This is a genomic window from Bosea sp. OAE506 (assembly GCF_040546595.1).
GTDB lineage: Bacteria > Pseudomonadota > Alphaproteobacteria > Rhizobiales > Beijerinckiaceae > Allobosea.
The window spans coordinates 3,243,451-3,266,309 of record NZ_JBEPOB010000001.1 but is presented as its reverse complement, the minus strand read 5'-3'; the positions used below and the strand labels follow the sequence as shown (position 1 = coordinate 3,266,309).

Here is a 22,859-nt window from a genome sequence, read left to right as displayed (position 1 = left end):
CGTTTGCGGGTACCCTGCCCTCAGGCTTCGGACATATCCTCATCGCCCGCGCCGTCGATCACGGCGCGGGCGATCGTCATCGGAAAGCCCGCGCGCGCCAGCGCCGCCAGGTCCTTCTGGCGGCTTGCCGCGCGGTCGCCGCGGCTCCAGGGCCCGAGCCGCTTGCGCCTGGCCGCTTTGCGCGCGGCTGCCAGCTCGTCCTCCTCGCTGGCAGCGCTCGCCGCCTGCGCCAGCTCACGGTCGACGCCCTTCGCCGACAGGCTCGCCGCCACGGCTCGTACCGAGCGCCCCTTGCGCTTCAGCGTCGCCGCGCGCGCCTGGGCGAAGCGCTCGTCGTCGACCAGACCGGCGGACACGCAGCGCGCCACCACCTCGTCCAGCATCGCCTCGAAGGCCGTGGGATCTTGCTCGTGATGCCTGCAGCTCACGGCGACCTTGCGCGCCAGCACGCGCCGCAGCTGTGCGGCCGGCGCCGCATATCGCTCCAGGTAGTGCATCGCCGCGCGCTGGAGATAATCGGGCGTGATCTTGCGTGGCGCGCGTCGTTCAGGCCGCCCCCCGTCGGAGCGCCCTCCTCCGAAGCCCATCAGTCCGTGCCGGGCCTGGAGCGCCCGGCCTTCACCGCCGAGCGCTTGTCCTTGGAGACCAGCCTGCGCTCCTTGGAGGCCTTGGTCGGCTTGGTCGGCCGGCGCGTCTGCGGGCGCACGGCCGCCTCGCGGATCATCTCCAGCAGGCGCTCCAGCGCCTCCTCGCGGTTGCGCTTCTGGCTGCGCTGGGCCTGCGCCACGATGACGATGACGCCGTCCTGCGTCAGCCGGCTGCCGGCGAGCTTCATCAGCCGGATGGCGACGTCGTTGGGCAGAGAGGACGAGCAACGCGCGTCGAAGCGCAGCTGCACCGCGCTCGACACCTTGTTGACGTTTTGCCCGCCGGGACCGGAGGCGCGCACGAAGCTTTCCTCGATCTCGCTCTCGTCGATCGCAATGGACGGGGTGACTTGAATCATGGGAGGAACCCTAGAGGATTTCAGCGCGAGTTTCAGCCTTTGCAGCCCTCTCCCTACATCGCCCGCCTGATCGAGATCATGGCGGCCCTGCGCACGCCGGGCACCGGCTGCCCCTGGGATCTCGAGCAGGACTTTGCCTCGATCGCGCCCTACACGGTCGAGGAAGCCTATGAGGTCGCCGATGCGATCGCCCGCGGCGACAAGCTCGACCTGAAGGACGAGCTGGGCGATCTGCTGCTCCAGGTCGTGTTCCATGCCCGCATGGCGGAAGAGGAAGGTGCCTTCGCCTTTCCCGACGTCGTCGAAGCGATCACCGCCAAGCTGATCCGGCGTCATCCACATGTCTTCGGCGAGGCGCGCGATCTTGCACCCGAGCAGGTCAAGGCGCTCTGGCACCGCATCAAGGCACAGGAGAAGCTTGATAAGGCCGAGGCCCGCCGGGCCGCGGGTTTGCCGGACAAGCCCGAGGACAAGGGTTTGCTCGCCGGCGTCACCCAGGGTCTGCCTGCCCTCACCCGGGCCTGGAAACTGCAGGCGCGCGCCTCCACAGTCGGCTTCGACTGGCACGATGCGAGGCTCGTGCTCGACAAGATCCGCGAAGAGACGGCCGAGATCGACGAGGCGCTGGCGTCGGGCGACAAGGCCGCGATCGCGGAGGAGATCGGCGATCTGCTCTTCGTCGTCGCCAATCTCGCCCGCCATGTCGATGCCGACCCGGAGGGCTGCCTGCAGGCTGCCAATGTGAAATTCGAGCGCCGTTTCAAAGGCATCGAGCAGAAACTGGAAGCGCAGGGCCGCTCGGCCGCGCAGGCCGATCTCACCGAACTCGAGGCCCTCTGGCAGGAGGTCAAGCGGGACGAAAAGGCGGCAGGCTGACCGCGCGCCGTGGCGTGCTGGTTCGGTCCTTGCTTCGAGGTGTGGCGTCCTTCCGCGACCAACGAACGGCGTGACAGGACGGTGATGATGCGCCAGATACGGATGCGATGAGACAGAGACGTCCCGAGGCTGCCGGAGGCCGCCGCATCGAACCGCTCGCGACCCTGCCGCTGTTCCACAAGCTGGCCGGTCGCATGGTCGTGCTCGTCGGTGACAGCGAAGGCGCCCTCTGGAAGGCCGAGCTGCTGGCGGCGGCCGGGGCCGAGGTGGCGGTCTTTGCGCGCGAAGGTGCCGAGCTGTTCGCCGCCCTCGCCGCGCCCCCCCCGGCGGGCAAGGTCGTCGTTCATGCGCGCGGCTGGGAGGCGGACGACCTCGCGGGCGCGGCGCTCGCCATTGGCGATATCGAGGACGCCGACGAGATCGAGGCCTTCGTCGCCGCAGCCCGCCAGGCCGGTGCACCCGTCAACATCGTCGACAAGCCCGATTTCTGCGACTTCTCCTTCGGCACGCTGGTCAACCGCTCGCCGCTGATCGTGGCGATCTCGACCGACGGCGCCGCGCCGGTTTTCGGCCAGGCGATCCGCACCCGCATCGAGACGCTGTTGCCGGCGACGCTGAAGGCCTGGGCCCAGGCGGCCAAGGACTGGCGCCCCGCCGTTCAGGCGCGCGAACTGCCCTTCGCCATGCGCCGCGCCTTCTGGGAGCTGTTCACCGCCAGGGCGATGGGCGAAGCCGGCCGGCCTCCCGCGGATGCCGACCGCACGGAACTCTTCGCGGCGCTGGAGCGCATCGAGGCGGCGCCGGGTCGCGGCCGGGTCTCGCTGGTCGGCGCTGGCCCCGGCGACCCGGAACTCCTGACGCTGAAGGCGATCCGCGCCCTGCAGAGCGCCGACATCATCCTCTACGACGATCTCGTCTCGCCAGGCGTGCTCGAACTGGCGCGGCGCGAGGCCAAGCGGATGATGGTCGGCAAGACCGGCTATGGCCCCTCGGTCAAGCAGAGCGACATCAACGCGCTGATCGTCTCGCTTGCCAGCCAGGGCAAGCATGTCGTGCGGCTGAAGGGCGGCGACCCCGGCATCTTCGGCCGCGCCGGCGAGGAGATCGAGGCCTGCCAGGCCGCGGGCCTGCCGGTAACGATCGTGCCGGGCATCTCGGCCGCGCAGGGTGCGGCGGCGACGCTTGGCGTGTCGCTGACCCATCGCGACCATGCGCGCCGGCTGCAATTCGTCACCGGTCATTCCCGCAGCGGCGAACTGCCGGATGATCTCGACTGGCGGGCGATGGCGGACCCTGCCGCCACGACCGTGATCTACATGGCGCGCGCCACGCTGGCCGGATTCCGCGACCGGGCCATCGCCGCAGGGCTCGACCCTGCGACCCCCGCCGTCGCCGTGCAGTCGGCCACGAGGCCGGACGAGCAGCATCTGCGCGCGACCATCGCCACCTTGCCCGAGCGGATCGCGGAGCTGCCGAAGGGCGGGCCCGTGCTGGTCCTCGTCGGCCATGCGCTCGGCCAGGCGCTCGCCGCAGCCTCCGACGAGGCGCAGCTGCGCCGCGCCTGACGCCCCTGCACGCGACGGTCTCGCCTCATTCTGACCGGGCGGCTATGCCACCCTGAATAGTGAGATCTCGAGGAGACACGAATCATGAAGGCGCGCGCGCGTTGGGTCGAAGGCATGGCCTTCATGGGCGAATCCGGCAGCGGCCATGCCGTCGTCATGGACGGCGCGCCTGAACATGGCGGCCGCAATCTCGGCATCCGGCCGATGGAGATGCTGCTGATCGGTCTCGCCGGCTGCACCGGCTTCGACGTCGTGCAGATCCTGAAGAAGGGCCGCGAGCCGATCACCGGCTGCGAGGTCGAGGTCGAGGCGCAGCGCGCGACGGAGGACCCCAAGGTCTTCACCCAGATCCACCTCGCCTATCGCATCAGCGGCCGCGGCCTGTCGCGCGCCAAGGCGGAGCGCGCCGTCACCTTGTCGAAGGAAAAATACTGTTCGGCTTCGATCATGCTCGGCGCAACCGCGAGCTTCACCTACGCGATCGACATCGTCGACGAGCTCGAAGAGGCCACCGCATGAGCGAGACCACATTTGCCGGGCTGATCGCGCCTGAAGACCTGCTCGCGCGGCTGGGCCATCCGAGGCTGATCGTGCTCGACATCCGCTCGTCGATCGACGGCGGCGGCAAGGCCGCCTATGAGGCCGGCCATATCCCCGGCGCCGTCCATACCGACTATGTCGCCGATGGCTGGCGCGCCAAGATCGGCCAGGCCCCCGGCCTGCTGCCGCCGCTCGATCACCTCGCCGCGCTCGTCGGCCGGCTCGGAATCGAGCCGCATGACGACGTCGTCATCGTGCCCGCGGGCGTCAGCGCCACCGATTTTGCCGCAGCGGCGCGCATCTACTGGACACTGAAGACGATCGGCCATGGCCAGCAGGCCATTCTCGACGGCGGCTTCCGCGGCTGGACGGCCGATCCGGCGCGCCCGGTCGAGACCGGCCCCTCGCCAGACCAGGCGGCGGCGCCCTACCCGGTCGTGATGCAGCAGCGCCTGCGCAGCATGGCCGACGCCACGCTGGTGGCCTCCCGCAGCAAACTCGCCACGCTCGTCGACGCCCGCTCGACCAGCTATTTCGAAGGCCACGAGAAGGCGCCGGAGGCGGCCCGCGCCGGCCATATCCCCGGTGCCGTCTCGCGCGATTATACGCAGGCCTTCGACGGCGCGACTGGTCGGCTGAAGTCGCAGGACGAGTTAGCGGCACTGTTCGCCGGTCTGCCGAAGGGCCCGGCGATCTCCTACTGCAACACCGGCCACACCGCCGCGCTCAACTGGTTCGTCATGTCGGAGCTGCTCGGCCGCGAGGAGGTCGCGCTCTACGACGGCTCGATGACCGACTGGACGCAGGATCCCGAGCGACCCGTCGCGACCGGCGCCGAATGAACCAGAACGGCCGGCCGGCATTTGCCAAACAGGCTGAAACCGTTCAAAGGAAGCGCGCGCGAGCCTCGGGCCGCGCCGCCTCCCGCCAGAGCTGTCGAGTTTGCCGCCGATGAACGCCGTCGCGCCGAAGATTTCTTTCGTTTCGCTGGGTTGCCCCAAGGCGCTGGTGGATTCCGAGCGGATCATCACCTCGCTACGCTCGGAAGGCTATGAGCTTTCCAAGAGCCATGCGGGCTCCGACCTCGTCATCGTCAACACCTGCGGCTTCCTCGACTCGGCCAAGGCGGAATCGCTCGAGGCGATCGGCACCGCCATGGCGGAGAACGGCAAGGTCATCGTCACCGGCTGCATGGGCGCCGAGCCCGAGCAGATCCGCGACCGCTTCCCCAACCTGCTCGCGATCACCGGTCCGCAGGCCTATGAGAGCGTCGTCTCGGCCGTCCACCAGGCGCTGCCGCCGCGTCACGACCCCTTCGTCGATCTCGTGCCCGACCAGGGCATCAAGCTGACGCCGCGCCACTACGCCTATCTGAAGATTTCCGAGGGCTGCAACAACCGCTGCAGCTTCTGCATCATCCCGAAGCTGCGCGGCGATCTCGTCTCTCGGCCGATCGGCGAGGTGCTGCGCGAGGCCGAGAAGCTGGTGAAGGCCGGCGTCAAGGAACTGCTGGTGATCTCGCAGGACACCAGCGCCTACGGCCTCGACATCAAGTACCAGCCCTCGATGTGGCAGGACCGCGAGGTCCGCACCCGCTTCTTCGAGCTCGCCCGCGAACTCGGCCAGATGGGGGTCTGGGTGCGGATGCACTATGTCTATCCCTACCCGCATGTCGACGAGGTCATCCCGCTGATGCAGGAAGGGCTGATCCTGCCCTATCTCGACATCCCCTTCCAGCACGCCTCTCCCAATGTTCTCAAGGCGATGAAGCGTCCGGCTCACCAAGACAAGACGCTCGACCGCCTGCGGAAATGGCGCGAGATCTGCCCCGACCTCGCCATCCGCTCGACCTTCATCGTCGGCTTCCCCGGCGAGACGGAGGACGACGTCCAGTTCCTGCTCGACTGGCTGAAGGAGGCCAAGCTCGAGCGCGTCGGCGCCTTCAAATACGAGCCGGTCAAGGGCGCGCCCGCCAACGACCTCGGCCTCACCCTCGTCCCCGAGGAGGAGAAGGAGGCGCGCTGGCACCGCTTCATGAAGGCGCAGGCCGAGATCTCGACGCGCATCGTCAGGAACCGCGTCGGCAAGCGCATCCAGGTGATCATCGATGAGGCCGGCCCCACCGTGGCCAAGGGCCGCTCGAAATGGGATGCGCCGGAGATCGACGGCAACGTCTATGTCTCAAGCCGCCGCCCGCTGCGCCCGGGCGACATCGTCTCGGTCAAGATCGAGCGCGCCGACGCCTACGACCTGCACGGCGTCGCGGTCTGAGGCTTAGGACGACCGGCAGATCCGGCGGATGACGCGGCCATTGCGGTCCAGGGCCGCCGGCGCCACCCCGCAGCCATCCACCGACGTCGCTCCGGCATCGGCGGCGCCACCCGTCTTCGGCGGCGTGTCGCAGCTCTCGCTCGGGCAGTCCGTTCGCGCCCACCGCGGCTCGGAAGGGCGCGTTAGCCTCGCCTTGTCCTCGGCGGCGATCGCCAGCGTCAGGCCGGGCGACCCGGCTGGCAGCGTGACGCGGCCCTGACGGCCGTTCTGCTGCGCGAGCGCAACCGTCGCGATGGTGAGCGAGGCGAGGAAGAAACCGCAGAGGCGAAGGGCGCGGGACATGGGCGTCACCCGAATGAGCGTCAGCGTTCTGCTGACCCTTCTTCGTCGCGGCGGCACGGCAGCAGGTTCACATGGCCGGTGACACCGCCGCGCGCCTCGGCATCACCCTTCGTCCCAGCCACCAGCCGAAACGCTGCGCCAGCATGGCGAGCGCGATCGCGTAACCGATCAGCGCGAGCATCCAGCCGACTGCGCTGAGGCTGAGCGCCCCGAGCACCAGCGCCCCGCGCCCCAGCACCTTGAGGATCGCCCGCGTCGTCGTGCCCTTGGCCGCGCCGAGCTTCGCCGCCTTGCCGATATCGCCTGCATCTTCCGTGACGGCGAGCACCTGCCGCAGTCCTCGCGAACCGGTACGCGTATAGACCGCGCCGGCATCCTGACCGAGCGCGGCGAAGCGCGCCATCGCCGCCGGCTTGACGATGCCGCCGGCCGCGACGCGCGCCGCCGCGAGGTCTAGCCGGGACGCCGCCGTCAGGCTCGCATTCAGGGCCGGGCGGTCGATCGCATCGACCGCCGTGCGCGTCAGGTTGGCGGTCAGAGCGGGCGAGAGGATCTTCGCCTTGCTCGCCGCCTTGACCGCGCTCAGGCCGTTGCGGGCCGGCAGCGAACCACCGAGGCTGACCCAGGTCGCGGCGCTAATGGCGAGCCCCGCCGCGGCGATGGCGAGCACGGCGCCGTCAGCCCCCTCCCCGCCGAGCCATTTGCGGCCCTCGACGGCGAGGTCGCGCAGATCGCCATAGCCGGTGACGTCGCCGACGAGCGCGCCCGCGAAGGCCGCGCCGCTCTCGCGGTCGCCCGCGAGGAAGCCCTGGCCGAAATCGCTGACGGCCCGGATGATGGCGCCGTCCTTCAGCGCCTGCAGCTTTTGCCGACGCTCGGCCGAGACCGGCAGACCGCGCTCGGCGGCCAGAGCGACGAAGCTCTCGGCCAGTTCCGTGTCGCGCGCCGCCAGCGCCGCATCGATCTCGGCATCGAGCCGGGCAGCGGGCAGCGCGCCCGCGAGGCGCAGGTCGGCCAGCGCAGCGGGATCCTCCGCGGCCGCGACCTCGCGCCAGTGCTGCATGCCCTGCGGCAGCGCGAGCGACCCGGCCGCCGCCAGCGACAGCCCGCGTCCGAAGCCGAGCACAACCCGTTTCATTCCGCCTGCGACCTTTGCCCGAACCGTCCCGCACCCGCGGGACGGTTCGGCGATACCAGTCGATTGGGGCGAGATTTCAGGGCACCGCGCGTCGTATCAGGGAATCAGCACCGTCGACCCCGTCGTGCCGCGGCTCTCCAGGGCGCGGTGCGCTTTGGCCGCGTCGGCGAGCGCGAAGCGGGCGTTGACCGGCACCACGACCTTGCCCGACGCCACCGCGCCAAAGAGGTTCGCCGCCATCTCGACCATGGTCGCGCGCTTGGCGATATGGGTGAACAGCGTCGGCCGCGTCACATAGAGCGAGCCCTTGGGCCCGAGCAGGCCGAGATTGAAGGGCTCGACCGTGCCGGACGCATTGCCGAAGCTCGCCAGCACGCCGAAGGGCTGCAGGGTGTCGAGCGAGGGCAGGAAGGTGTCCTTGCCGACGCCGTCATAGACCACGGCGCAGAGCTTGCCGCCGGTGATCTCCTTCACCCGCGCCACGAAATCCTCCTCGCGATAGAGGATGACATGGTCGGCGCCATGCGCCTTGGCGAGTTCGCCCTTCTCCTTCGAGCCGACGGTGCCGATCACGGCAGCGCCCAGCGCCTTGCCCCATTGGCAGAGGATGAGCCCGGTACCGCCGGCCGCGGCATGGACGAGGATCGTGTCGCCCGGCTTTACCTTGTAGGTCCGGTGCAGCAGATACTCCGCCGTCATGCCCTTCAGCATCATGCTGGCGGCAGCCTCGAAGGAGACCGCCTCGGGCAGCGCCACCGTCGAGTTGACCGCGACGATGCGCTCCTCGGCATAGGATCCGAGCGTCGCGACATAGGCCACCCGGTCGCCCGGCTTGAACTCGGTGACGCCCGGGCCGACGGACACGACCTCGCCGGCCGCCTCGTTGCCCGGAACGAAGGGCAGATGCGGCGCGGGATAGAGCCCGGTGCGGAAATAGGTGTCGATGAAGTTGAGACCGATCGCCCGGTTGCGCACCAGAAGCTCGCCCGGACCCGGCGCCGGCAGCGTGATGTCCTCGAGCTGCAGCACCTCGGGCCCGCCGGTCTTGTGGATGCGGATCGCCTTGACCATGTCGTCATCTCCCTGAACGTTGGGACAGGACCATAAGGCCTTGGCGCGGCTGCGCAACGGGGCCGCGGTGCGGCCGGCGCATCACGTCCCTGCGATCCTGCGACGCCCCGCCCCGTGGCCAATCCCGCCCGTCTGGCGTAACCAGAACGACATGACGACACCGCGCATGGACCAGGTCGATATCGCCATCGTCGGGGCCGGCGCCGTCGGGCTCGCGGCCGCGCTCGCGCTGGCCGAGGGCGGGCGCCGCATTGCCCTGCTCGGCCCCATTCCGACCCATCGTGATGGCCGCACCGTCGCCCTGCTCGACGGCTCCTGGCGGCTGCTCGGCGAGCTCGGCCTGCACGACGCGCTGGCCGACAAGGCCGCACCGCTGGCCGTGATGCGCCTCGTCGACGACACCGGCAGCCTGTTCCGCCAGCCCCCGGTCGAGTTCCGCGCCTCCGAGGTCGGGCTGCCCGCCTTCGGCTGGAATGTCGAGAATGCCGAGCTGGTCGCGGCGCTGGCGGCCAGGCTCGCCACCACCGCCGAGGTCCGCCGCGAGCCCGGCCTAGTCTCCGGGATCACCCCCGACGAGGACGGCGTCATGCTGTCGGGCGAGGGCTTTTCGCTGCGGGCCAGTCTCGTCATCGGCGCCGATGGGCGCCGCTCGCGAGTGCGGGAGGCGGCCGGCATCACAGCCCGCGACTGGGATTATCCGCAGAGCGCGTTGACCGCGATTTTCGCCCATGCCCGCGACCATCGCGACGTCTCGACCGAATTTCACACCCGCAAGGGCCCCTTCACCCTGGTCCCCCTGCCCAGCCGCCGCTCCTCGCTGGTCTGGCTGCTCGATCCCGCCGAGGCCGACGATGTCGCCGCGCTGGACGACGCTGCCTTTGCCCGCCGCGTCGAGCGGCAGGCGCATTCCCTGCTGGGCGCGATGCGGCTCGACGGGCCGCGCGGCCGCGTGCCGATGGGCGGGCTCTCGGTCGAGCGTTTCGGCGCCGACCGCATGGTCCTGGTCGGCGAAGCCGCCCATGTCTTCCCGCCAATCGGCGCGCAGGGCCTCAATCTCGGCCTGCGCGACGTGATGGCGCTGCGCGATGCGGTGGACGAAACCTCCGATCCCGGCGCGCCGGCGGCGGTCGCGGCCTATGACCGGGCCCGGCAGGCCGATGTGCGCCTGCGCACCGGCGCGGTCGACACGCTCAACCGCACGCTGCTGACCGATCTGATGCCGGCCGATCTGCTGCGCGGCGCCGGCCTTCTGGCGCTGTCGCGCATCGGCCCGCTGCGGCGGCTGGTGATGCGGCAGGGGCTCGCGGGCGGGATGGCGCGGTAGCGCCCCGCCTTACCCCAGCAGCCGCTCGGTATCCGCGCCGCTGGCCGCGACCTCGCGCAGGCCCGCCGCCTGCTCGCGGAAAACCGGCGCCAGTGGCAGCGGCGTCGAGACCAGCCGGCGCCCGCCGGGCTCCTGGGCCTGCGTGTCGAACAGACCGCGCGCCGTCAGATGCGGGTCGGCCACCGCCTCCTCCAGCGTACGCACCACCGTGCAGCAGCAGTCGCGCGGCTCCAGCGTCTCGCGCCATTGAGCGGCGGGCCGGCCGGCGATGATCGCCGCGATCGCGGCACGCGTGGCCTGGGGATCGGTGCGGTCGTCGCGCAGGGCGGGCGCGAGCCCGATCGCCTCGCTGAAGGTGTCCCAGAATTTCGGCTCCAGCGCCCCCACCGCCAGGAACCAGCCGTCCTGCGTCGCATAGAGGCCGTAGCGCGGGCTTGCCCCCGTCAGCAGCCCTTCACCGCCTTCCGGGTAGCGGCCGCTCGCCTGGCCCTGCGCCAGCCCGTACCAGGCGAAGGCCGGCATCGCATCAGTCATGGCGATGTCGAGATGGCAGCCCTGCCCGCTGCGCTCGCGCTGGCGCAACGCCAGCAGGATGTTGAGCACGGCTGGCATCGTCCCGCCGGCGATGTCGGCGACCAGCGGCGGCGGCAGGGGAGCCGCCGCGCCGGCCCGCAGCGACTGGCCGAGCAGCCCGCCGACCGCCTGGTAGTTGATGTCGTGCCCGGCCTCCTGCGCGCGCGGGCCGAACTGGCCGTAACCGCTGATCGAACAGTAGATCAGCCGGGGATTGATCGCCGCAAGCGCCGCAGGACCAAACCCGAGCCGCTCCATCACGCCCGGCCGGAACTGCTCGATCAGAATGTCGGCGGCCTCGATCAGCGGCGTCAGCCGCGCCAGCGCGTCCGGCGCCTTCAGATCGATCTCGATGCTCGCCTTGCCGCGATTGAGCACGGCATAGGGGGCCGAGGTCTCGCCGAAGCGCGGCGGAAAGCGGCGCATCTCCTCCCCGCCTGGCCGCTCGATGCGGATGACGCGCGCGCCCGCCTCGGCCAGGAACAGGCTCGCCATCGGCCCCGGCAGCAGGGTTGAGAAGTCCAGGACCGTGAGGTCGTCCAGCGGCAGCATCGGCGTCCCGGTCGTGAGCCGGCACACCGGCGATCAGGGGAAAAGGTCGGCCGCCATCCTGCCCGTCTTCACCAGCCACAGGAAGCCCGTCAGCGACACCATCGAGACGACGGTGCCGATCAGGATGCAGGCCGAGGCGCGGTCGATGCCGATGCGGTACTGCGTCGAGATCATGAAAATGTTCAGCGCCGGCGGCAGCGCCGCCATGATCACCCCGGTGAAGATCCAGATGTCCGGGAAATTGCCGATCGCCGAGAGCAGCACCCAGATCAGCAAGGGGTGCAGCACGAGCTTGATCGCGACCAGCACCGGCACCTCGGCCGGCAGTGTCTTCATCGGCCGCAGCGCCACGGTGACGCCGAGCAGGAAGAGTGCGCAGGGCGCGGCCGCCTGCGACAGCCAAAGCGTCATCTTGTCGAGCACCGAGGGCAGCTCGAAATGGGTCGCGCTCGCGAGGATGCCGAGCAGCGTCGCGACGTTGAAAGGATGCGTCGCGACCTGCCAGGCGACCTGTCGGGCGGTGTCGAGCGGGCTCTTCTTCTCGACGCCCGCCAGCGCCATCAGAAAGGGAATGATCGAGAACAGCAGCAGGCTGTCGAAGACGAAAATCAGCACCAGCGGCGCGCTCGCAGCCGGCCCCAGCGCCGCCAGTAGCAGGGGCGGACCCATATAGCCGATGTTGGAATAGGAGCCGGCGACGCCCTGCATCACCGCCTGCGGCAGGTCGCCCCGTGTCGCCCGCAGGCCGACCGCCAGCGACAGCATGAAGACGAGGAAGGTTGAAAGCGTCGTCGCCAGGATGAAGCGGCCATTGGCGAGCTCCGTCACCGGCTTGTCGGCGATCAGCCGGTAGAACAGCGGCGGCAGCGCGACATAGATCAGGAAGAACTGCAGCCAGACCAGCCCCGCCTCTGGCAGGCGCTTCCACCGGCCGATGACGAAGCCGAGCAGGATCAGCCCGAAGAAGGGCGCGACGAGATTGGCGATGGTGGCGAGATCGGCCATGCGGTCGACAGTCCCAGCGGAGGCGCCGACCGCGAGAGGGATCGACCTGCCCGGCGCTGTTTAGCCGGTGCCGGCCGGCACGCAAGACGCAAGGACGCCGGGGCGGCCAGCGGAGGATGCGGGCAAGACTGAATGCCTAGGAATAAATGGACGGATTATCGTCCTAGGCATTCTGTCATAGCGCCCGATAACGCATCAATACGCAATCCGTGCAAGTGCCTCGCCTATCGGCCGGCTGGCAAAGCCTCAATCGCGGAAGCCGCAAAGCGGCCCGCGTCGTGCGCAAGCGACGCGCCAAACGTCAGATTCGCGTGGACAACCGGGGCGAGAGCAGTGCGAGGCACGCTCGTGGACTCCACCTCTCGTTCTGGCCGTGTTCCGCTCTTAGGCGGCGAATCGAGAAAGGCCGGGCGCTCACGACGCCCGGCCCGTATCGAGGGCACGTAGCTGAACTGGAAGCCTCACGAGGGCGCACAGCACCGGATTGGTAATCCGGAGAATGTTGGTTCGAGTCCAACCGTGCCCGCCGCCATCCTCACTACGAGGTTGGAAGCGCGTCAATCCTTCTTTGCGTTGGATTGGGTCTTATTGTCCTTGACGGATTTCTAGGCCCGCTTGGAATCGCCCCGCAGCCTCAACGGCGTCGCCATCATTTGCGTTAGCACCTGATCGCGCCTCTGATCTTCGGAGTTGTCAGCCTCATGCGAAACCCGCTCGTTGTCGCGCTGCCGCAGGCGCACCAGGATTTTCTCACGGACCTCGCCTATGTTCTCGTCCGCTGGAACAACTACGAGGCCATGCTGTCGTTGATCCTATATAGCATCATCGGGGGCGGCCCCAAGGCTGACGTGTTGATCTCCGAGATGGGATCAACCGCGATGATCAACGCGATAAACACCTACGCGGCTGACTTTACAGACCCACCCCTATCGGACCACCTTTTACATTCGACAAAATACTTCGAACGAATGCGAGAGTACAGAAATTATTACATACACGGAATTAAACATATTGGTGGGAATGGCTCACTCGAAGCTGGCGGACATATTCAAACCAACAGCGCCAAATCGCGCTTTGTGATGCACGAACAACTCGTAGCGCCGGCAGAAATTGTCGGCTTTGCCGAAAAGATTGAGATTGGTCGCGCGCACGCTGACCAAATCATTTCGCATCTTTGGGGGCTTCAGCCAGGCGAGGCCGGGGTTAAGCCTTTAGGTTCGCTAGAAAAGCCTTCTCTGCCAAAAAGGCTTGAGAAGCCTCGCCAATTTCTCGAGCGCTCCGCGCCCCCACCTGAACCTGCGGAGGAGTGATCCCAGTTTCAGGTAGCTGGGTGCCGACCAAGTCAGATCTAAAGCTGCCTCGCCATGGCCGCTTTGCCACGACCATCATCGTCCATACTACCTCCCACCCACCTCTCCCGCCCAAGGGAGGATGGACGCGCCCTCCCCGCTCCGCCACATTCGCTGCACCGCAGCAGGGAGTGCCCGATGACCACCAAGACGCCGCGCCAGTTCTTCCGGCCTCTCGCGATCGGCGCGCCCGAGCCCTTTCGGGAGCTGCCTCTGCGGCTCGAGCGGATGATCCATTTCGTGCCGCCGCATCTGGAGAAGGTTCGCGCCAAGGTCGGCGACCTCGCGCCTACCGTCGACATCGTGCTCGGCAATCTCGAGGACGCCATCCCCGTCGAGGCCAAGCAGGCGGCCCGCGACGGCTTCATCGCCATGGGCCAGGCGGTGGATTTCGGCAAGACCGGGCTGTGGACGCGGGTGAACGCGCTGAACTCGCCCTGGTTTCTCGACGACATCACCGCGATCATGGCGCAGATCGGCGGCAAGCTCGACGTCGTGATGGTGCCCAAGGTCGAGGGCCCGTGGGACATCCATTATGTCGACCAGTTGCTCGCCCAGTTCGAGGCGAAGCATTGTCTGCCCAAGCCGATCCTGATCCACGCCATCCTGGAGACGGCAGAGGGCGTCAAGAACGTCGAGACCATCGCCACCGCCTCGCCGCGCATGCACGGCATGAGCCTGGGCCCGGCCGATCTCGCCGCGTCGCGGGCGATGAAGACGACCCGCGTCGGCGGCGGTCATCCCGAATACAAGGTGATCGCCGATCCCACGCCCGATGGCGCCTCGCGCGCGGTCGCGCAGCAGGATCTCTGGCACTACACGCTGGCGAAGATGGTCGATGCCTGCGCGGCGACCGGCATCAAGCCCTTCTACGGCCCCTTCGGCGATTTTGCGGACGAGGCGGCCTGCGAGGCCCAGTTCCGCAACGCCTTCCTGCTCGGCTGCGCGGGAGCCTGGACGCTGCACCCCTCGCAGATCGCCATCGCCAAGCGCGTCTTCAGCCCCGACCCGGCCGAGGTCGCCTTCGCGAAGCGCATCATCGAGGCCATGCCGGACGGCTCGGGCGCGGTGATGATCGACGGCAAGATGCAGGACGACGCCACCTGGAAACAGGCCAAGGTCATCGTCGATCTCGCCCGGCAGGTCGCCGCGCGCGATCCGCAGCTCGCCGCGCATTACGGGATGTGATGGAGCGCAGCGCGGAAACCGGTTGATTTTGACCTATTTGCGACGCAATTCTCACGCAAGCGCAGGGGTCCACCCTCGCTCTTCCGTACCGATGGATCGCTCACCAATGGAAGCACGTTCCGCCAAGTTCAGGATCGGCCAGGTCGTCAAGCACCGGGTCTACCCGTTCCGGGGCGTGATCTTCGACGTCGACCCGGTGTTCTCAAACACCGAGGAGTGGTGGCTCGCAATCCCCGAGCATCTGCGCCCGTCCAAGGACCAGCCCTTCTACCACCTCTTCGCCGAGAACGACGAGACGGAATACGTCGCCTATGTCTCGGAGCAGAACCTCGTCATCGACGAGACCGGCCGCCCCGTGCGCCATCCGCAGGCGAAGGAATTCTTCCGCCGCGACCGCAAGGGCCGCTACCAAATCGACCGCGCCGGGCTGAACTGACGCGCATATCGCGGTTTGCCGGCACCGGAAACGAAACAGGCCGCCGTATCGGGCGGCCTGTTTGCTTTTGGGCGTGAAGCTTCGCTCAGGGCTTCGGCGGGGTCGCCGGAGCGGCACCCGGAGTGGGAGCGGCGCCTGGCGCCGCATTGGCCCCGCCGCCGCCGAGCCGCTGGCGCAGCTCCTCCTGGCGCTTGGCCAGCTCGTCCTGAAGCTGCTTCTGCTGGTCTTCCAGAACCTTCGGATCGATCGCGGGGCCGTCGAAGCCCTTGGCGAAGTCCGTCAGCGGGATCGAGAAGGAGACCTCGCGGGCGCCCTGGTTCTGCACGCTGACGCTGAGGTTGGAGCCCTTCTTCATCGAGTTGATGAAGTCGTCCTTCACCTGCGCCTCGGCGAAGCAGCCGTTCGGGAAGCAGATGGCGTAGCGTCCGGGGGTCGGCTGGGCGGTGTCGACGCCGAAGCGGATGCCCGGCTGCAGCAGCAGGCCCAGCGGCATCAGGAAGCGCACGATCTTGTTAGGGTCGCCCTTCACGTCGTAGATCGCGACGGCGAGCACCGGCTGCCCCTGATCCGAGACGAAGTCGCGGGTGGTGTAGCAGATTTCCTTGTTGGCGGCCTCGTCCTTGCCGCAGACCTTGGTCCAGCTCGTCTGGGAAGGCTCGGGCTTGACCTGCACGACGGTCGGACCGGCGCCACCCTGGACGGGCTGGGCCGGTGCGGGTTGGGCCGGACGCGGAGCGGCGGGACGCGGCTGCGCCTGCTGCGCGAAGGAGGCCATCGGAGCAAGGCCGATCGCCGTGCTGAGAGCAAAGCTCAGGGCGCGAGCGGACCGGCGAAACGAAGCGGACATGGCACTTTCCTTAAATCAGGCGAATTCGGGATCACGACTTCGCAAGCCGCGCGCGTCACCACCGACAGCCCCATCGCATATCCGCGCCGGCTATCGCAAGCCGTGCACTTCAGGGGCGAATGCGGCGTGAGCATGACGTATCGGCTCGGCTTTAGCGAGTTCCGCTGGGGGATTCCAGCCCGAATAGCTGCCCGGCGCACGCCCCGCCATGTTATCATCGGCCCGAGAATCAGGTTGGACGATGCTTTTGCTTCACGCGGCCAGGGCGGCCTCACGCGCCGCGGCCCAAACCTTGACGGTCCTGTCGGCGCTCATCCTGGGGATGGCGGCGGTGGCGCATGCCGAATCGGCCACGCCGGGAGCGCCCGTGGCGGTCGACCATGCAATCGCCATGCATGGCGAGCCCGCCTTGCCGCGTGGCTTCGCGCATCTGCCCTATGCCGATCCGAAGGCACCCAAGGGTGGGCGCATCGTCTTCGGCCAGCAGGGCACCTTCGACAGCCTCAACCCGCTGGTCGTTCTCGGGGTCGCTCCGGATGCCGTGCCGCGCTATGTCCAGCAGAGCCTGCTGTTCCGTTCGGCCGACGAGCCCTTCACCGCCTATGGGCTGCTGGCCTCGCGGGTCGAGCTGAACGAGGCCCGCACCCGCCTCGCCTTCGAGATCGACGAGCGCGCTCGCTTCTCGGACGGCACGCCGGTGACGGCGCAGGACGTGGTCTTCACCTTCGAGATGCTGAAGAGCAAGGGAAAGCCCTTCCACCGCTCGAGCCTCGGCCGCGTCACCCGCGTCGAGACCCCCTCGCCGCGCCGCGTCGAGTTCGAGCTCGGAGACGGCAGCAACCGCGAATTGCCGCTGGTCATCGGCGCCATGCCGATCTTCGCCAAGCACGCGACCAATGCCGAGACCTTCGGCGAGACGAGCTTCAAGCCGGCGCTGGGCTCGGGACCCTATGTCGTCTCCGATCTGGTGCCCGGCGCCACCATCACGCTGAAGCGGCGCAGCGACTTCTGGGCCGAGGATCATCCCCTGACCCGCGGACTCTTCAACGCCGACGAGATCCGCTACGATTTCTACCGCGATGCCAACGCCCTGTTCGAGGCCTTCAAGGCCGGACTCTACGACGTCCGCATCGAGCCGGATCCGACCCGCTGGATGACCGGCTACGACCTTCCGGCCGTCCGCGACGGGCGCATCCTGCGCCAGACCCTGCATTTCGAGGCGCCCAAGGGCATGACCGGCCTCGTCTTCAACACGCGCCGCCCGCCTTTCGCCGACATCCGCGTGCGCGAGGCGCTGGCGATGATGTTCGATTTCGAATGGGTCAACCGCAACCTCTTCCACGGCGTCTATCGCCGCGCCGGCAGCTTCTTCTCCGATTCGGAGCTCTCGGCGCTCGGACAGCCGGTCGGCCCGCGCGAGCAGGCCCTGCTTGCTGCCTTCCCCGGCGCGGTCAGGCCCGACATCCTGACGGGCAGCTGGCTGCCCTCGGCCACCGACGGATCGGGCCGCGACCGCGAGCAGGCCCGCCGCGCGCTCGACCTGCTCAACAAGGCCGGCTACGGCATGGTCGACGGCGTGCTGCGGAGCACGAAGGGGGGCGATGCGCTCGCCTTCGAGATCACCGTCACCAACCGTCCACAGGAGCGGCTGGCACTGAACTATGCCCAGTCGCTTGGGCGCCTTGGCATCCGCGTCGATGTCCGGCTGATCGACGATGTGCAGTACTGGCGCCGGCTCTCAGCCTTCGACTTCGACATGATCCAGTGGACCTGGCCGGTCTCCGCCTCACCCGGCAACGAGCAGATCGGCCGCTGGGGCTCGGCCAATGCCGGCCGCAAGGGCTCGCTGAACTATGCGGGCGTGGCCTCTCCGGCCATCGACGCGACGCTACAGGCGCTGCTCGCGGCCCGCGAGCGCGAGGATTTCGTTGCCGCTGCGCGAAGCCTCGACCGGCTCCTGCTGTCGGGCTTCTATGTCGTGCCGCTCTACTACCTGCCCGACATGTGGGTGGCGCACGGGCGCGACATCGTCCTGCCCGCCCGCAAGCCCGCCTTCTTCCTGTCCACCGAAGTCCTGGCGCGCCTCCCGGCGACGCCGGCCCCGGCCAACTGAGAGACCGCGCGATGCGGGCAGAACCGGACGAAGCCGCCGCCCTGCTCGACGGCCTCCACTTCGACACGCTGCTCCAGGCGCTCGCGGCGGGACGTGGCTACGAGCCGGCCCTGCGCGACCCGCCGGGCCGCCAGGGCTGGAGCGACGTCGTGCCCGGCTCGCTGAGTTTCGCGCAGCTCCATGCCGCGACCGACCGGCTGGCGCGTCTGCTCGCGATCAACCGCGCCCAGCCCGGCGCGCGCGTCGCAATCCTCGCTCCGCTCGGCCCCGAGGCGGTGCTCTCGGTCCTGGCGTGCCTGCGCGCCGGGCTGTCGCCCATGCTGATGCCGATGCATGGCAACGAGCTGGAACTGCTGCGGTTGATCGAGGCTGCCGATGCGGTGATGGCGCTCGGCGTCGCCCGCGTTGGCCCGCTGCGCCCGCTGCTGATGCTGCGGGAACTGGCCGTGCGCGCCTTCGGTACGCGTTTCGTCGGCGGCTTCGGAGCGGAGGTGCCCGACGGTATCGCCCCGCTCGACAAGCTGATGGACAGCGCGACGCTGCATCCGCTGCCGGAGGTCGAGCGGCGCTCCGGCCTCCAGGTCGTCGACGCGATGACGATGGCCGGCCCCGTCGAGATCAGCGAGCGCGACGTCCTCGGCAAGGCGCTGGAGATCTCGCGCCTGCTCAAGCCGATGGAATCCTCCCGCATCGTCACGACCCTGGTCGGCGGCGACCTCGCGGCCCTCGCGAGCGGCCCGGCCATGGCGATGCTGACCGGCGTCGAATTGCTGCCGCTCGGCCTGTTCAGCCTCGGCGATCTGCAGGCCTGCATCGAGGGCGGCCGCAACGTGCATCTGGTGCTTCCGGGCACGATGGAGCCGGCTCTCGCCCATTCGCGGCTTTCGGCCCATCCGGCACTGGCGAGCCTCGTCTTCGTCCAGCGCCCGGCGGGCGGCAGAGCCCTCCCCGCCATCGACCGTCCGGACATCGCAATCGTCGACATCGACGTCGCCGGCGCCGCCGAGATCACCGTCAGCCGGCGCTGAGGGTCTCGCGTCTCACGCCGCCTTCTTGCGCTCCGCGATCCGCGCCAGATCGGTGAGCAGGCGCCGCGTGCCCTTCAGCCGCGCTTCGGCCGTCTCGAAATCGTCGATGAAGACGACGCGCATGTCGGGGCGCACCTTCGCCAGCGTGCCGATCTTCGCGACATAGGAGACAAGCCCCTCCGGGTTGGCGAACTCGTTGTCGCGGAAGGCGACGATGATGCCCTTGGGCCCCGCCTCGACCTTCTCGACATTGGCGCGCTTGCACAGCGCCTTGATCGCGACAATCTCGAGCAGCTGCTGGACCTCTTCCGGCAGCGGCCCGAACCGGTCGACCAGCTCCGCGCCGAAGGACTGCAGGTCGCCATCGTCGTCCAGCGTCGAGAGCCGCTTGTAGAGGGTCAGCCTGAGCGTCAGGTCGGTGACGTAGTGCTCGGGGATCATCACGGGCGCGCCGATCTGGATCATCGGCGACCACTGCGCCTCGCTCTCGAACTCGACGCCCGATTTCAGCGCCGCCACCGCCTCCTCCAGCATCTGCTGGTAGAGCTCGTAGCCGACCTCCTTGATATGCCCCGACTGCTCGTCGCCGAGCAGGTTGCCGGCGCCGCGGATGTCGAGATCGTGGCTGGCAAGCTGGAAGCCGGCGCCGAGCGTGTCGAGCGACTGCAGCACCTTGAGCCGCTTCTCGGCCTGGTCGGTCAGCTTGCGCGTCGCCGGCACCGTGAACAGCGCATAGGCGCGCACCTTGGAGCGGCCGACGCGGCCGCGCAGCTGGTAGAGCTGGGCCAGGCCGAACATGTCGGCACGGTGGATGATCAGCGTATTGGCGGTCGGGATGTCGAGCCCGGATTCGACGATCGTGGTCGAGAGCAGCACATCATACTGGCCCTCGTAGAACGCCGTCATCACGTCCTCGAGCTGGCCCGCCGCCATCTGGCCATGCGCGATGCCGACCTTGGCCTCCGGCACCTGCTTGTCGAGGAAGTCCTTGACCTCGGCGATGTCCTCGATACGCGGGACGACATAAAAGGAGCGCCCGCCGCGATAGCGCTCGCGCAGCAGCGCCTCGCGCACGATCAGCGGGTCGAACGGCGTCACGAAGGTGCGCACGGCGAGGCGGTCGACCGGCGGCGTCGCGATGATCGAGAGCTCGCGAACCCCGGTCATGGCGAGCTGAAGCGTGCGCGGGATCGGCGTCGCGGTCAGCGTCAGCATATGGACCTCGGCACGGAACTCCTTCAGCCGCTCCTTGTGGTTGACGCCGAAATGCTGCTCCTCGTCGACGATGACGAGGCCGAGATCCTTGAACTCGATGCCTTTGCCGAGCAGCGCATGGGTGCCGACGACGATGTCCATCGTGCCGTCCTTGATGCCGGCCTTCACCGCCTTGAGGTCCTGCGCCGAGACGAAGCGCGAGGCCTGGCCGACATTCACCGGCAGGCCTTTGAAGCGCTCGGCGAAGTTGCGGTAGTGCTGCCGCGCCAGCAGCGTAGTGGGCACGACCACCGCGACCTGCTTGCCCGCGAGCGCACAGGCGAAGGCGGCGCGCAGCGCCACCTCGGTCTTGCCGAAGCCGACATCGCCGCAGACGAGCCGGTCCATCGGGCGGCCCGCCGCCATGTCATCGAGCACCGCGTCGATGGTGTTCTGCTGGTCCTCGGTCTCCTCATAGGGAAAGCGGGCGCAGAATTCGTCGTAGATCCCTTCCTGCGGGATCAGGCGCGGTGCCTCCTTGAGAGCACGCGCCGCGGCGATGGCGATGAGCTTGCCCGCCATCTCGCGGATGCGCTGCTTCAGCTTGGCCTTGCGCGCCTGCCAGCCACCGCCGCCGAGCCGGTCGAGCGCGACCTCGGTGTCCTCCGAGCCATAGCGTGAGAGCAGCTCGATGTTCTCGACCGGCAAAAACAGCTTCGAATCCGCGGCGTAGTGGATCTCGAGGCAGTCATGCGGCGCGCCGACCGCCGTGATCGAGCGCAGCCCGATGAAGCGGCCGATGCCGTGATCGACATGGACGACGAGATCGCCTGGCGCGAGCGAGGACAGCTCCGCGATGAAGTCCTGCGGCCGGCGCGTCTTCTTGCGCGGGCGCACCAGCCGGTCGCCGAGGATATCCTGCTCGCCGATGACGGCGAGCTTGCCGGCCTCGAAGCCGGTTTCGAAGCCCCAGACGGCGAGCGCGGTGGTGCCGGGCTTCAGGTCGAAGGCGGCGCGCAGAGAGCCGGTCATCTGCACGGTCTTGAGGCCGTGATCGGCGAGCACATGCGCCAGCCGCTCGCGCGAGCCCTCCGACCAGGCCGAGAGAATGACGCGCCGGCCGTCCTTCTCCAGCGCCTTCACATGCGCCACCGCGGCATCGAAGACGCTGCCGGCATTGTCGGCGCGCTCGGCGGCGAAGCTGCGACCCTGGCGCGCGCTGAGATCGACGATCAGCTTGCCGTCGCTGTCGGGCAGCTGGAACGGCGTCAGCGTGGCCACGCCCGACTGGTCGACGATGCCGCGCCAGTCGGCCGGCGAGAGATAGAGCGCGTCGGGCTTCAGCGGCTTGTAGGGCACGCCGCCGGCGCTCGGCTGGTCCATCGCCGCCTTGCGGGCGTCGTAATAGTCCTTGATCAGGCTGATGCGCTCGCCGACCGCATCCTCGGCCTGATGGTCGAGGATCAAAGGCACGTCCGGCAGATAGGTGAAGAGCGTGTCGAGCCGCTCGGCCAGCAGCGGCAGCCAATGCTCCAGCCCGGCCGGACGGCGGCCCTCGCTGACCGCCTCATAGAGAGTGTCGTCGCGACCCGGCGTGCCGAAGGTGGTGATGTAGCTCTGGCGGAAGCGCCGGATGCTCTCGCTGGTCATCTGCGCTTCGGACATCGGCACGAGGTCGAGCCCGCGCATCTGCCCGGTGGTGCGCTGCGTCTCGGGATCGAAGGTGCGGATCGATTCCAGCGTGTCGCCGAAGAAGTCGAGCCGGATCGGCGCTGGCATCCCCGGCGGGAAGAGATCGACGATGCCGCCGCGCACCGCGAATTCGCCGGTCTCGCGCACGGTCGAGGTGCGCAGATAGCCGTTCATGTCGAGCCAGCGCGCGAGCTGCTCGGTATCGACCATGTTGCCTGGCGCGGCCGAAAAGCTCTCGGAGGCCACCTTGGAGAAGGCGGGCACGCGCTGCAGCGCGGCGTTGACCGTCGTCAGCAGCAGGCGCGGCTTGTCGCCGGACTTGGTCTTGGCGAGCCGCGACAGCGTCGTCATCCGATGCGCGACAATGGAGGGCGCCGGCGAGACGCGGTCATAGGGCTGGCAGTCCCAGGCCGGGAAGGACATCACCTCGAGATCGGGCGCGACGAACTGCAGCGCCGTCTCCAGCACTTGCAGGCGCTGGCCGTCGCGGGCGACGAAGACGAGCATCGCCGCGCCCTCTGCCTTCTTCGCGCGGGCCCGCGTCAGGTCGGCCAGGACGACGGCGTCGAACCCGTCCGGCACACTGGCCAACGTCGGCTTGTCGCCACGATGGAGCGCATCGAGGATGCGGTCGCTCTGCAGCTTGGCGATCTGGGCGGGAGGCGGAATGCTCATGGGAAATGCGTCATTCTCGGGCTGGACCCGAGAATCTCGGGACAAGAGGGCAATGGATTCAGAGAGGGTCGGGT

20 protein-coding genes and 1 tRNA gene are annotated in these 22,859 nt (G+C 68.6%); 12 read left to right on the top strand and 9 right to left on the bottom strand.

The features are described 5' to 3' along the window. Positions 1-20 precede the first annotated feature (20 nt). Together ABIE41_RS15925 and arfB are read right to left on the bottom strand one after the other, a co-directional pair. Positions 21-497: a regulatory protein RecX gene (locus tag ABIE41_RS15925; RefSeq protein ID WP_354192480.1), complete on the bottom strand. Its 477-nt coding sequence runs from the start codon at positions 495-497 to the stop codon at positions 21-23. A gap of 89 nt (positions 498-586) precedes the next feature. Further along, positions 587-1,006: an alternative ribosome rescue aminoacyl-tRNA hydrolase ArfB gene (gene arfB, locus ABIE41_RS15920; protein ID WP_192641301.1), complete on the bottom strand. Its 420-nt coding sequence runs from the start codon at positions 1,004-1,006 to the stop codon at positions 587-589. Between the two features lie 39 nt (positions 1,007-1,045). On the opposite strand from arfB, the gene mazG reads away from it, so the two are divergent. The 5 genes from mazG (at position 1,046) to rimO (ending at position 6,258) form a co-directional block, all read left to right on the top strand. Continuing rightward, complete coding sequence (gene mazG / locus ABIE41_RS15915; RefSeq protein ID WP_192641300.1) at positions 1,046-1,882, top strand: nucleoside triphosphate pyrophosphohydrolase; 837 nt, start codon at positions 1,046-1,048, stop codon at positions 1,880-1,882. A gap of 107 nt (positions 1,883-1,989) precedes the next feature. Beyond that, positions 1,990-3,447, top strand: a complete 1,458-nt coding sequence (gene cysG, locus ABIE41_RS15910; RefSeq protein ID WP_192641299.1) for a siroheme synthase CysG — start codon at positions 1,990-1,992, stop codon at positions 3,445-3,447. Positions 3,448-3,531: 84 nt separating this feature from the next. After that, complete coding sequence (locus ABIE41_RS15905) at positions 3,532-3,966, top strand: OsmC family protein (protein WP_192641298.1); 435 nt, start codon at positions 3,532-3,534, stop codon at positions 3,964-3,966. Continuing rightward, entirely contained in the window at positions 3,963-4,829 is an 867-nt protein-coding gene (locus ABIE41_RS15900; protein ID WP_192641297.1) for a sulfurtransferase, read from the top strand. The genes ABIE41_RS15905 and ABIE41_RS15900 overlap by 4 nt, the downstream gene beginning before the upstream one ends. 109 nt (positions 4,830-4,938) lie before the next feature. Further along, positions 4,939-6,258, top strand: coding sequence for a 30S ribosomal protein S12 methylthiotransferase RimO (gene rimO / locus ABIE41_RS15895; protein ID WP_192641296.1), 1,320 nt, complete (start codon positions 4,939-4,941; stop codon positions 6,256-6,258). A gap of 3 nt (positions 6,259-6,261) precedes the next feature. Here the strand turns inward: rimO and ABIE41_RS15890 are convergent, their stop codons facing one another. The 3 genes from ABIE41_RS15890 to ABIE41_RS15880 all read right to left on the bottom strand — a co-directional run bounded on the left by ABIE41_RS15890 (position 6,262) and on the right by ABIE41_RS15880 (position 8,809). Then, positions 6,262-6,600, bottom strand: coding sequence for a hypothetical protein (locus tag ABIE41_RS15890; protein WP_192641295.1), 339 nt, complete (start codon positions 6,598-6,600; stop codon positions 6,262-6,264). Between the two features lie 67 nt (positions 6,601-6,667). Beyond that, positions 6,668-7,738: a hypothetical protein gene (locus tag ABIE41_RS15885; protein ID WP_192641294.1), complete on the bottom strand. Its 1,071-nt coding sequence runs from the start codon at positions 7,736-7,738 to the stop codon at positions 6,668-6,670. A 96-nt stretch (positions 7,739-7,834) separates the two neighbouring features. Further along, a complete protein-coding gene (locus ABIE41_RS15880; protein ID WP_192641293.1) occupies positions 7,835-8,809 on the bottom strand; it encodes a quinone oxidoreductase family protein in 975 nt (324 codons plus the stop codon). A 166-nt stretch (positions 8,810-8,975) separates the two neighbouring features. Here ABIE41_RS15880 and ABIE41_RS15875 point away from each other — a divergent pair, with 166 nt between their 5' ends. Beyond that, entirely contained in the window at positions 8,976-10,133 is a 1,158-nt protein-coding gene (locus ABIE41_RS15875) for a UbiH/UbiF family hydroxylase (RefSeq protein WP_354192474.1), read from the top strand. 9 nt (positions 10,134-10,142) lie between these two features. On the opposite strand, the gene ABIE41_RS15870 is transcribed toward ABIE41_RS15875, so the two are convergent. Next, positions 10,143-11,258: a CaiB/BaiF CoA transferase family protein gene (locus ABIE41_RS15870; RefSeq protein WP_192641291.1), complete on the bottom strand. Its 1,116-nt coding sequence runs from the start codon at positions 11,256-11,258 to the stop codon at positions 10,143-10,145. Between the two features lie 33 nt (positions 11,259-11,291). Then, positions 11,292-12,263, bottom strand: coding sequence for an AEC family transporter (locus ABIE41_RS15865; protein ID WP_192641290.1), 972 nt, complete (start codon positions 12,261-12,263; stop codon positions 11,292-11,294). A 437-nt stretch (positions 12,264-12,700) separates the two neighbouring features. Between ABIE41_RS15865 and ABIE41_RS15860 the strand changes: the two genes are divergently transcribed. From ABIE41_RS15860 to hspQ, 4 genes are all read left to right on the top strand, one after another. Then, a tRNA-Thr gene (locus tag ABIE41_RS15860) sits at positions 12,701-12,789 on the top strand. Positions 12,790-12,964: 175 nt separating this feature from the next. Further along, positions 12,965-13,573: a hypothetical protein gene (locus ABIE41_RS15855; RefSeq protein ID WP_192641289.1), complete on the top strand. Its 609-nt coding sequence runs from the start codon at positions 12,965-12,967 to the stop codon at positions 13,571-13,573. 177 nt (positions 13,574-13,750) lie between these two features. Then, entirely contained in the window at positions 13,751-14,800 is a 1,050-nt protein-coding gene (locus ABIE41_RS15850; protein WP_192641288.1) for an HpcH/HpaI aldolase/citrate lyase family protein, read from the top strand. A 106-nt stretch (positions 14,801-14,906) separates the two neighbouring features. Continuing rightward, entirely contained in the window at positions 14,907-15,236 is a 330-nt protein-coding gene (gene hspQ / locus ABIE41_RS15845) for a heat shock protein HspQ (RefSeq protein ID WP_069055336.1), read from the top strand. A gap of 85 nt (positions 15,237-15,321) precedes the next feature. Here the strand turns inward: hspQ and ABIE41_RS15840 are convergent, their stop codons facing one another. Continuing rightward, positions 15,322-16,083 carry an invasion associated locus B family protein gene (locus ABIE41_RS15840; RefSeq protein WP_192641287.1) on the bottom strand — a complete coding sequence of 254 codons (762 nt, stop codon included), beginning with the start codon at positions 16,081-16,083 and terminating at the stop codon, positions 15,322-15,324. 292 nt (positions 16,084-16,375) lie between these two features. Here ABIE41_RS15840 and ABIE41_RS15835 point away from each other — a divergent pair, with 292 nt between their 5' ends. Together ABIE41_RS15835 and ABIE41_RS15830 are read left to right on the top strand one after the other, a co-directional pair. Then, positions 16,376-18,196, top strand: a complete 1,821-nt coding sequence (locus ABIE41_RS15835) for an extracellular solute-binding protein (protein ID WP_354192469.1) — start codon at positions 16,376-16,378, stop codon at positions 18,194-18,196. Positions 18,197-18,207: 11 nt separating this feature from the next. After that, entirely contained in the window at positions 18,208-19,224 is a 1,017-nt protein-coding gene (locus ABIE41_RS15830; protein WP_192641286.1) for an AMP-binding protein, read from the top strand. A 12-nt stretch (positions 19,225-19,236) separates the two neighbouring features. Here the strand turns inward: ABIE41_RS15830 and mfd are convergent, their stop codons facing one another. Further along, positions 19,237-22,785, bottom strand: coding sequence for a transcription-repair coupling factor (mfd, locus tag ABIE41_RS15825; protein ID WP_192641285.1), 3,549 nt, complete (start codon positions 22,783-22,785; stop codon positions 19,237-19,239). Positions 22,786-22,859: the final 74 nt, after the last annotated feature.

Coding starts and splice junctions, on each gene's coding strand:
- ABIE41_RS15905 (WP_192641298.1), top strand. CDS start 3,532: ATGAAGGCGCGCGCGCGTTGGGTCGAAGGCATGGCCTTCATGGGCGAA.
- mfd (WP_192641285.1), bottom strand. CDS start 22,785: ATGAGCATTCCGCCTCCCGCCCAGATCGCCAAGCTGCAGAGCGACCGC.
- ABIE41_RS15880 (WP_192641293.1), bottom strand. CDS start 8,809: ATGGTCAAGGCGATCCGCATCCACAAGACCGGCGGGCCCGAGGTGCTG.
- ABIE41_RS15865 (WP_192641290.1), bottom strand. CDS start 12,263: ATGGCCGATCTCGCCACCATCGCCAATCTCGTCGCGCCCTTCTTCGGG.
- ABIE41_RS15870 (WP_192641291.1), bottom strand. CDS start 11,258: ATGCTGCCGCTGGACGACCTCACGGTCCTGGACTTCTCAACCCTGCTG.
- ABIE41_RS15830 (WP_192641286.1), top strand. CDS start 18,208: ATGCGGGCAGAACCGGACGAAGCCGCCGCCCTGCTCGACGGCCTCCAC.
- arfB (WP_192641301.1), bottom strand. CDS start 1,006: ATGATTCAAGTCACCCCGTCCATTGCGATCGACGAGAGCGAGATCGAG.
- ABIE41_RS15875 (WP_354192474.1), top strand. CDS start 8,976: ATGGACCAGGTCGATATCGCCATCGTCGGGGCCGGCGCCGTCGGGCTC.
- ABIE41_RS15855 (WP_192641289.1), top strand. CDS start 12,965: ATGCGAAACCCGCTCGTTGTCGCGCTGCCGCAGGCGCACCAGGATTTT.
- ABIE41_RS15890 (WP_192641295.1), bottom strand. CDS start 6,600: ATGTCCCGCGCCCTTCGCCTCTGCGGTTTCTTCCTCGCCTCGCTCACC.
- rimO (WP_192641296.1), top strand. CDS start 4,939: ATGAACGCCGTCGCGCCGAAGATTTCTTTCGTTTCGCTGGGTTGCCCC.
- ABIE41_RS15850 (WP_192641288.1), top strand. CDS start 13,751: ATGACCACCAAGACGCCGCGCCAGTTCTTCCGGCCTCTCGCGATCGGC.
- hspQ (WP_069055336.1), top strand. CDS start 14,907: ATGGAAGCACGTTCCGCCAAGTTCAGGATCGGCCAGGTCGTCAAGCAC.
- ABIE41_RS15900 (WP_192641297.1), top strand. CDS start 3,963: ATGAGCGAGACCACATTTGCCGGGCTGATCGCGCCTGAAGACCTGCTC.
- ABIE41_RS15885 (WP_192641294.1), bottom strand. CDS start 7,738: ATGAAACGGGTTGTGCTCGGCTTCGGACGCGGGCTGTCGCTGGCGGCG.
- cysG (WP_192641299.1), top strand. CDS start 1,990: ATGAGACAGAGACGTCCCGAGGCTGCCGGAGGCCGCCGCATCGAACCG.
- ABIE41_RS15925 (WP_354192480.1), bottom strand. CDS start 497: ATGCACTACCTGGAGCGATATGCGGCGCCGGCCGCACAGCTGCGGCGC.
- ABIE41_RS15840 (WP_192641287.1), bottom strand. CDS start 16,083: ATGTCCGCTTCGTTTCGCCGGTCCGCTCGCGCCCTGAGCTTTGCTCTC.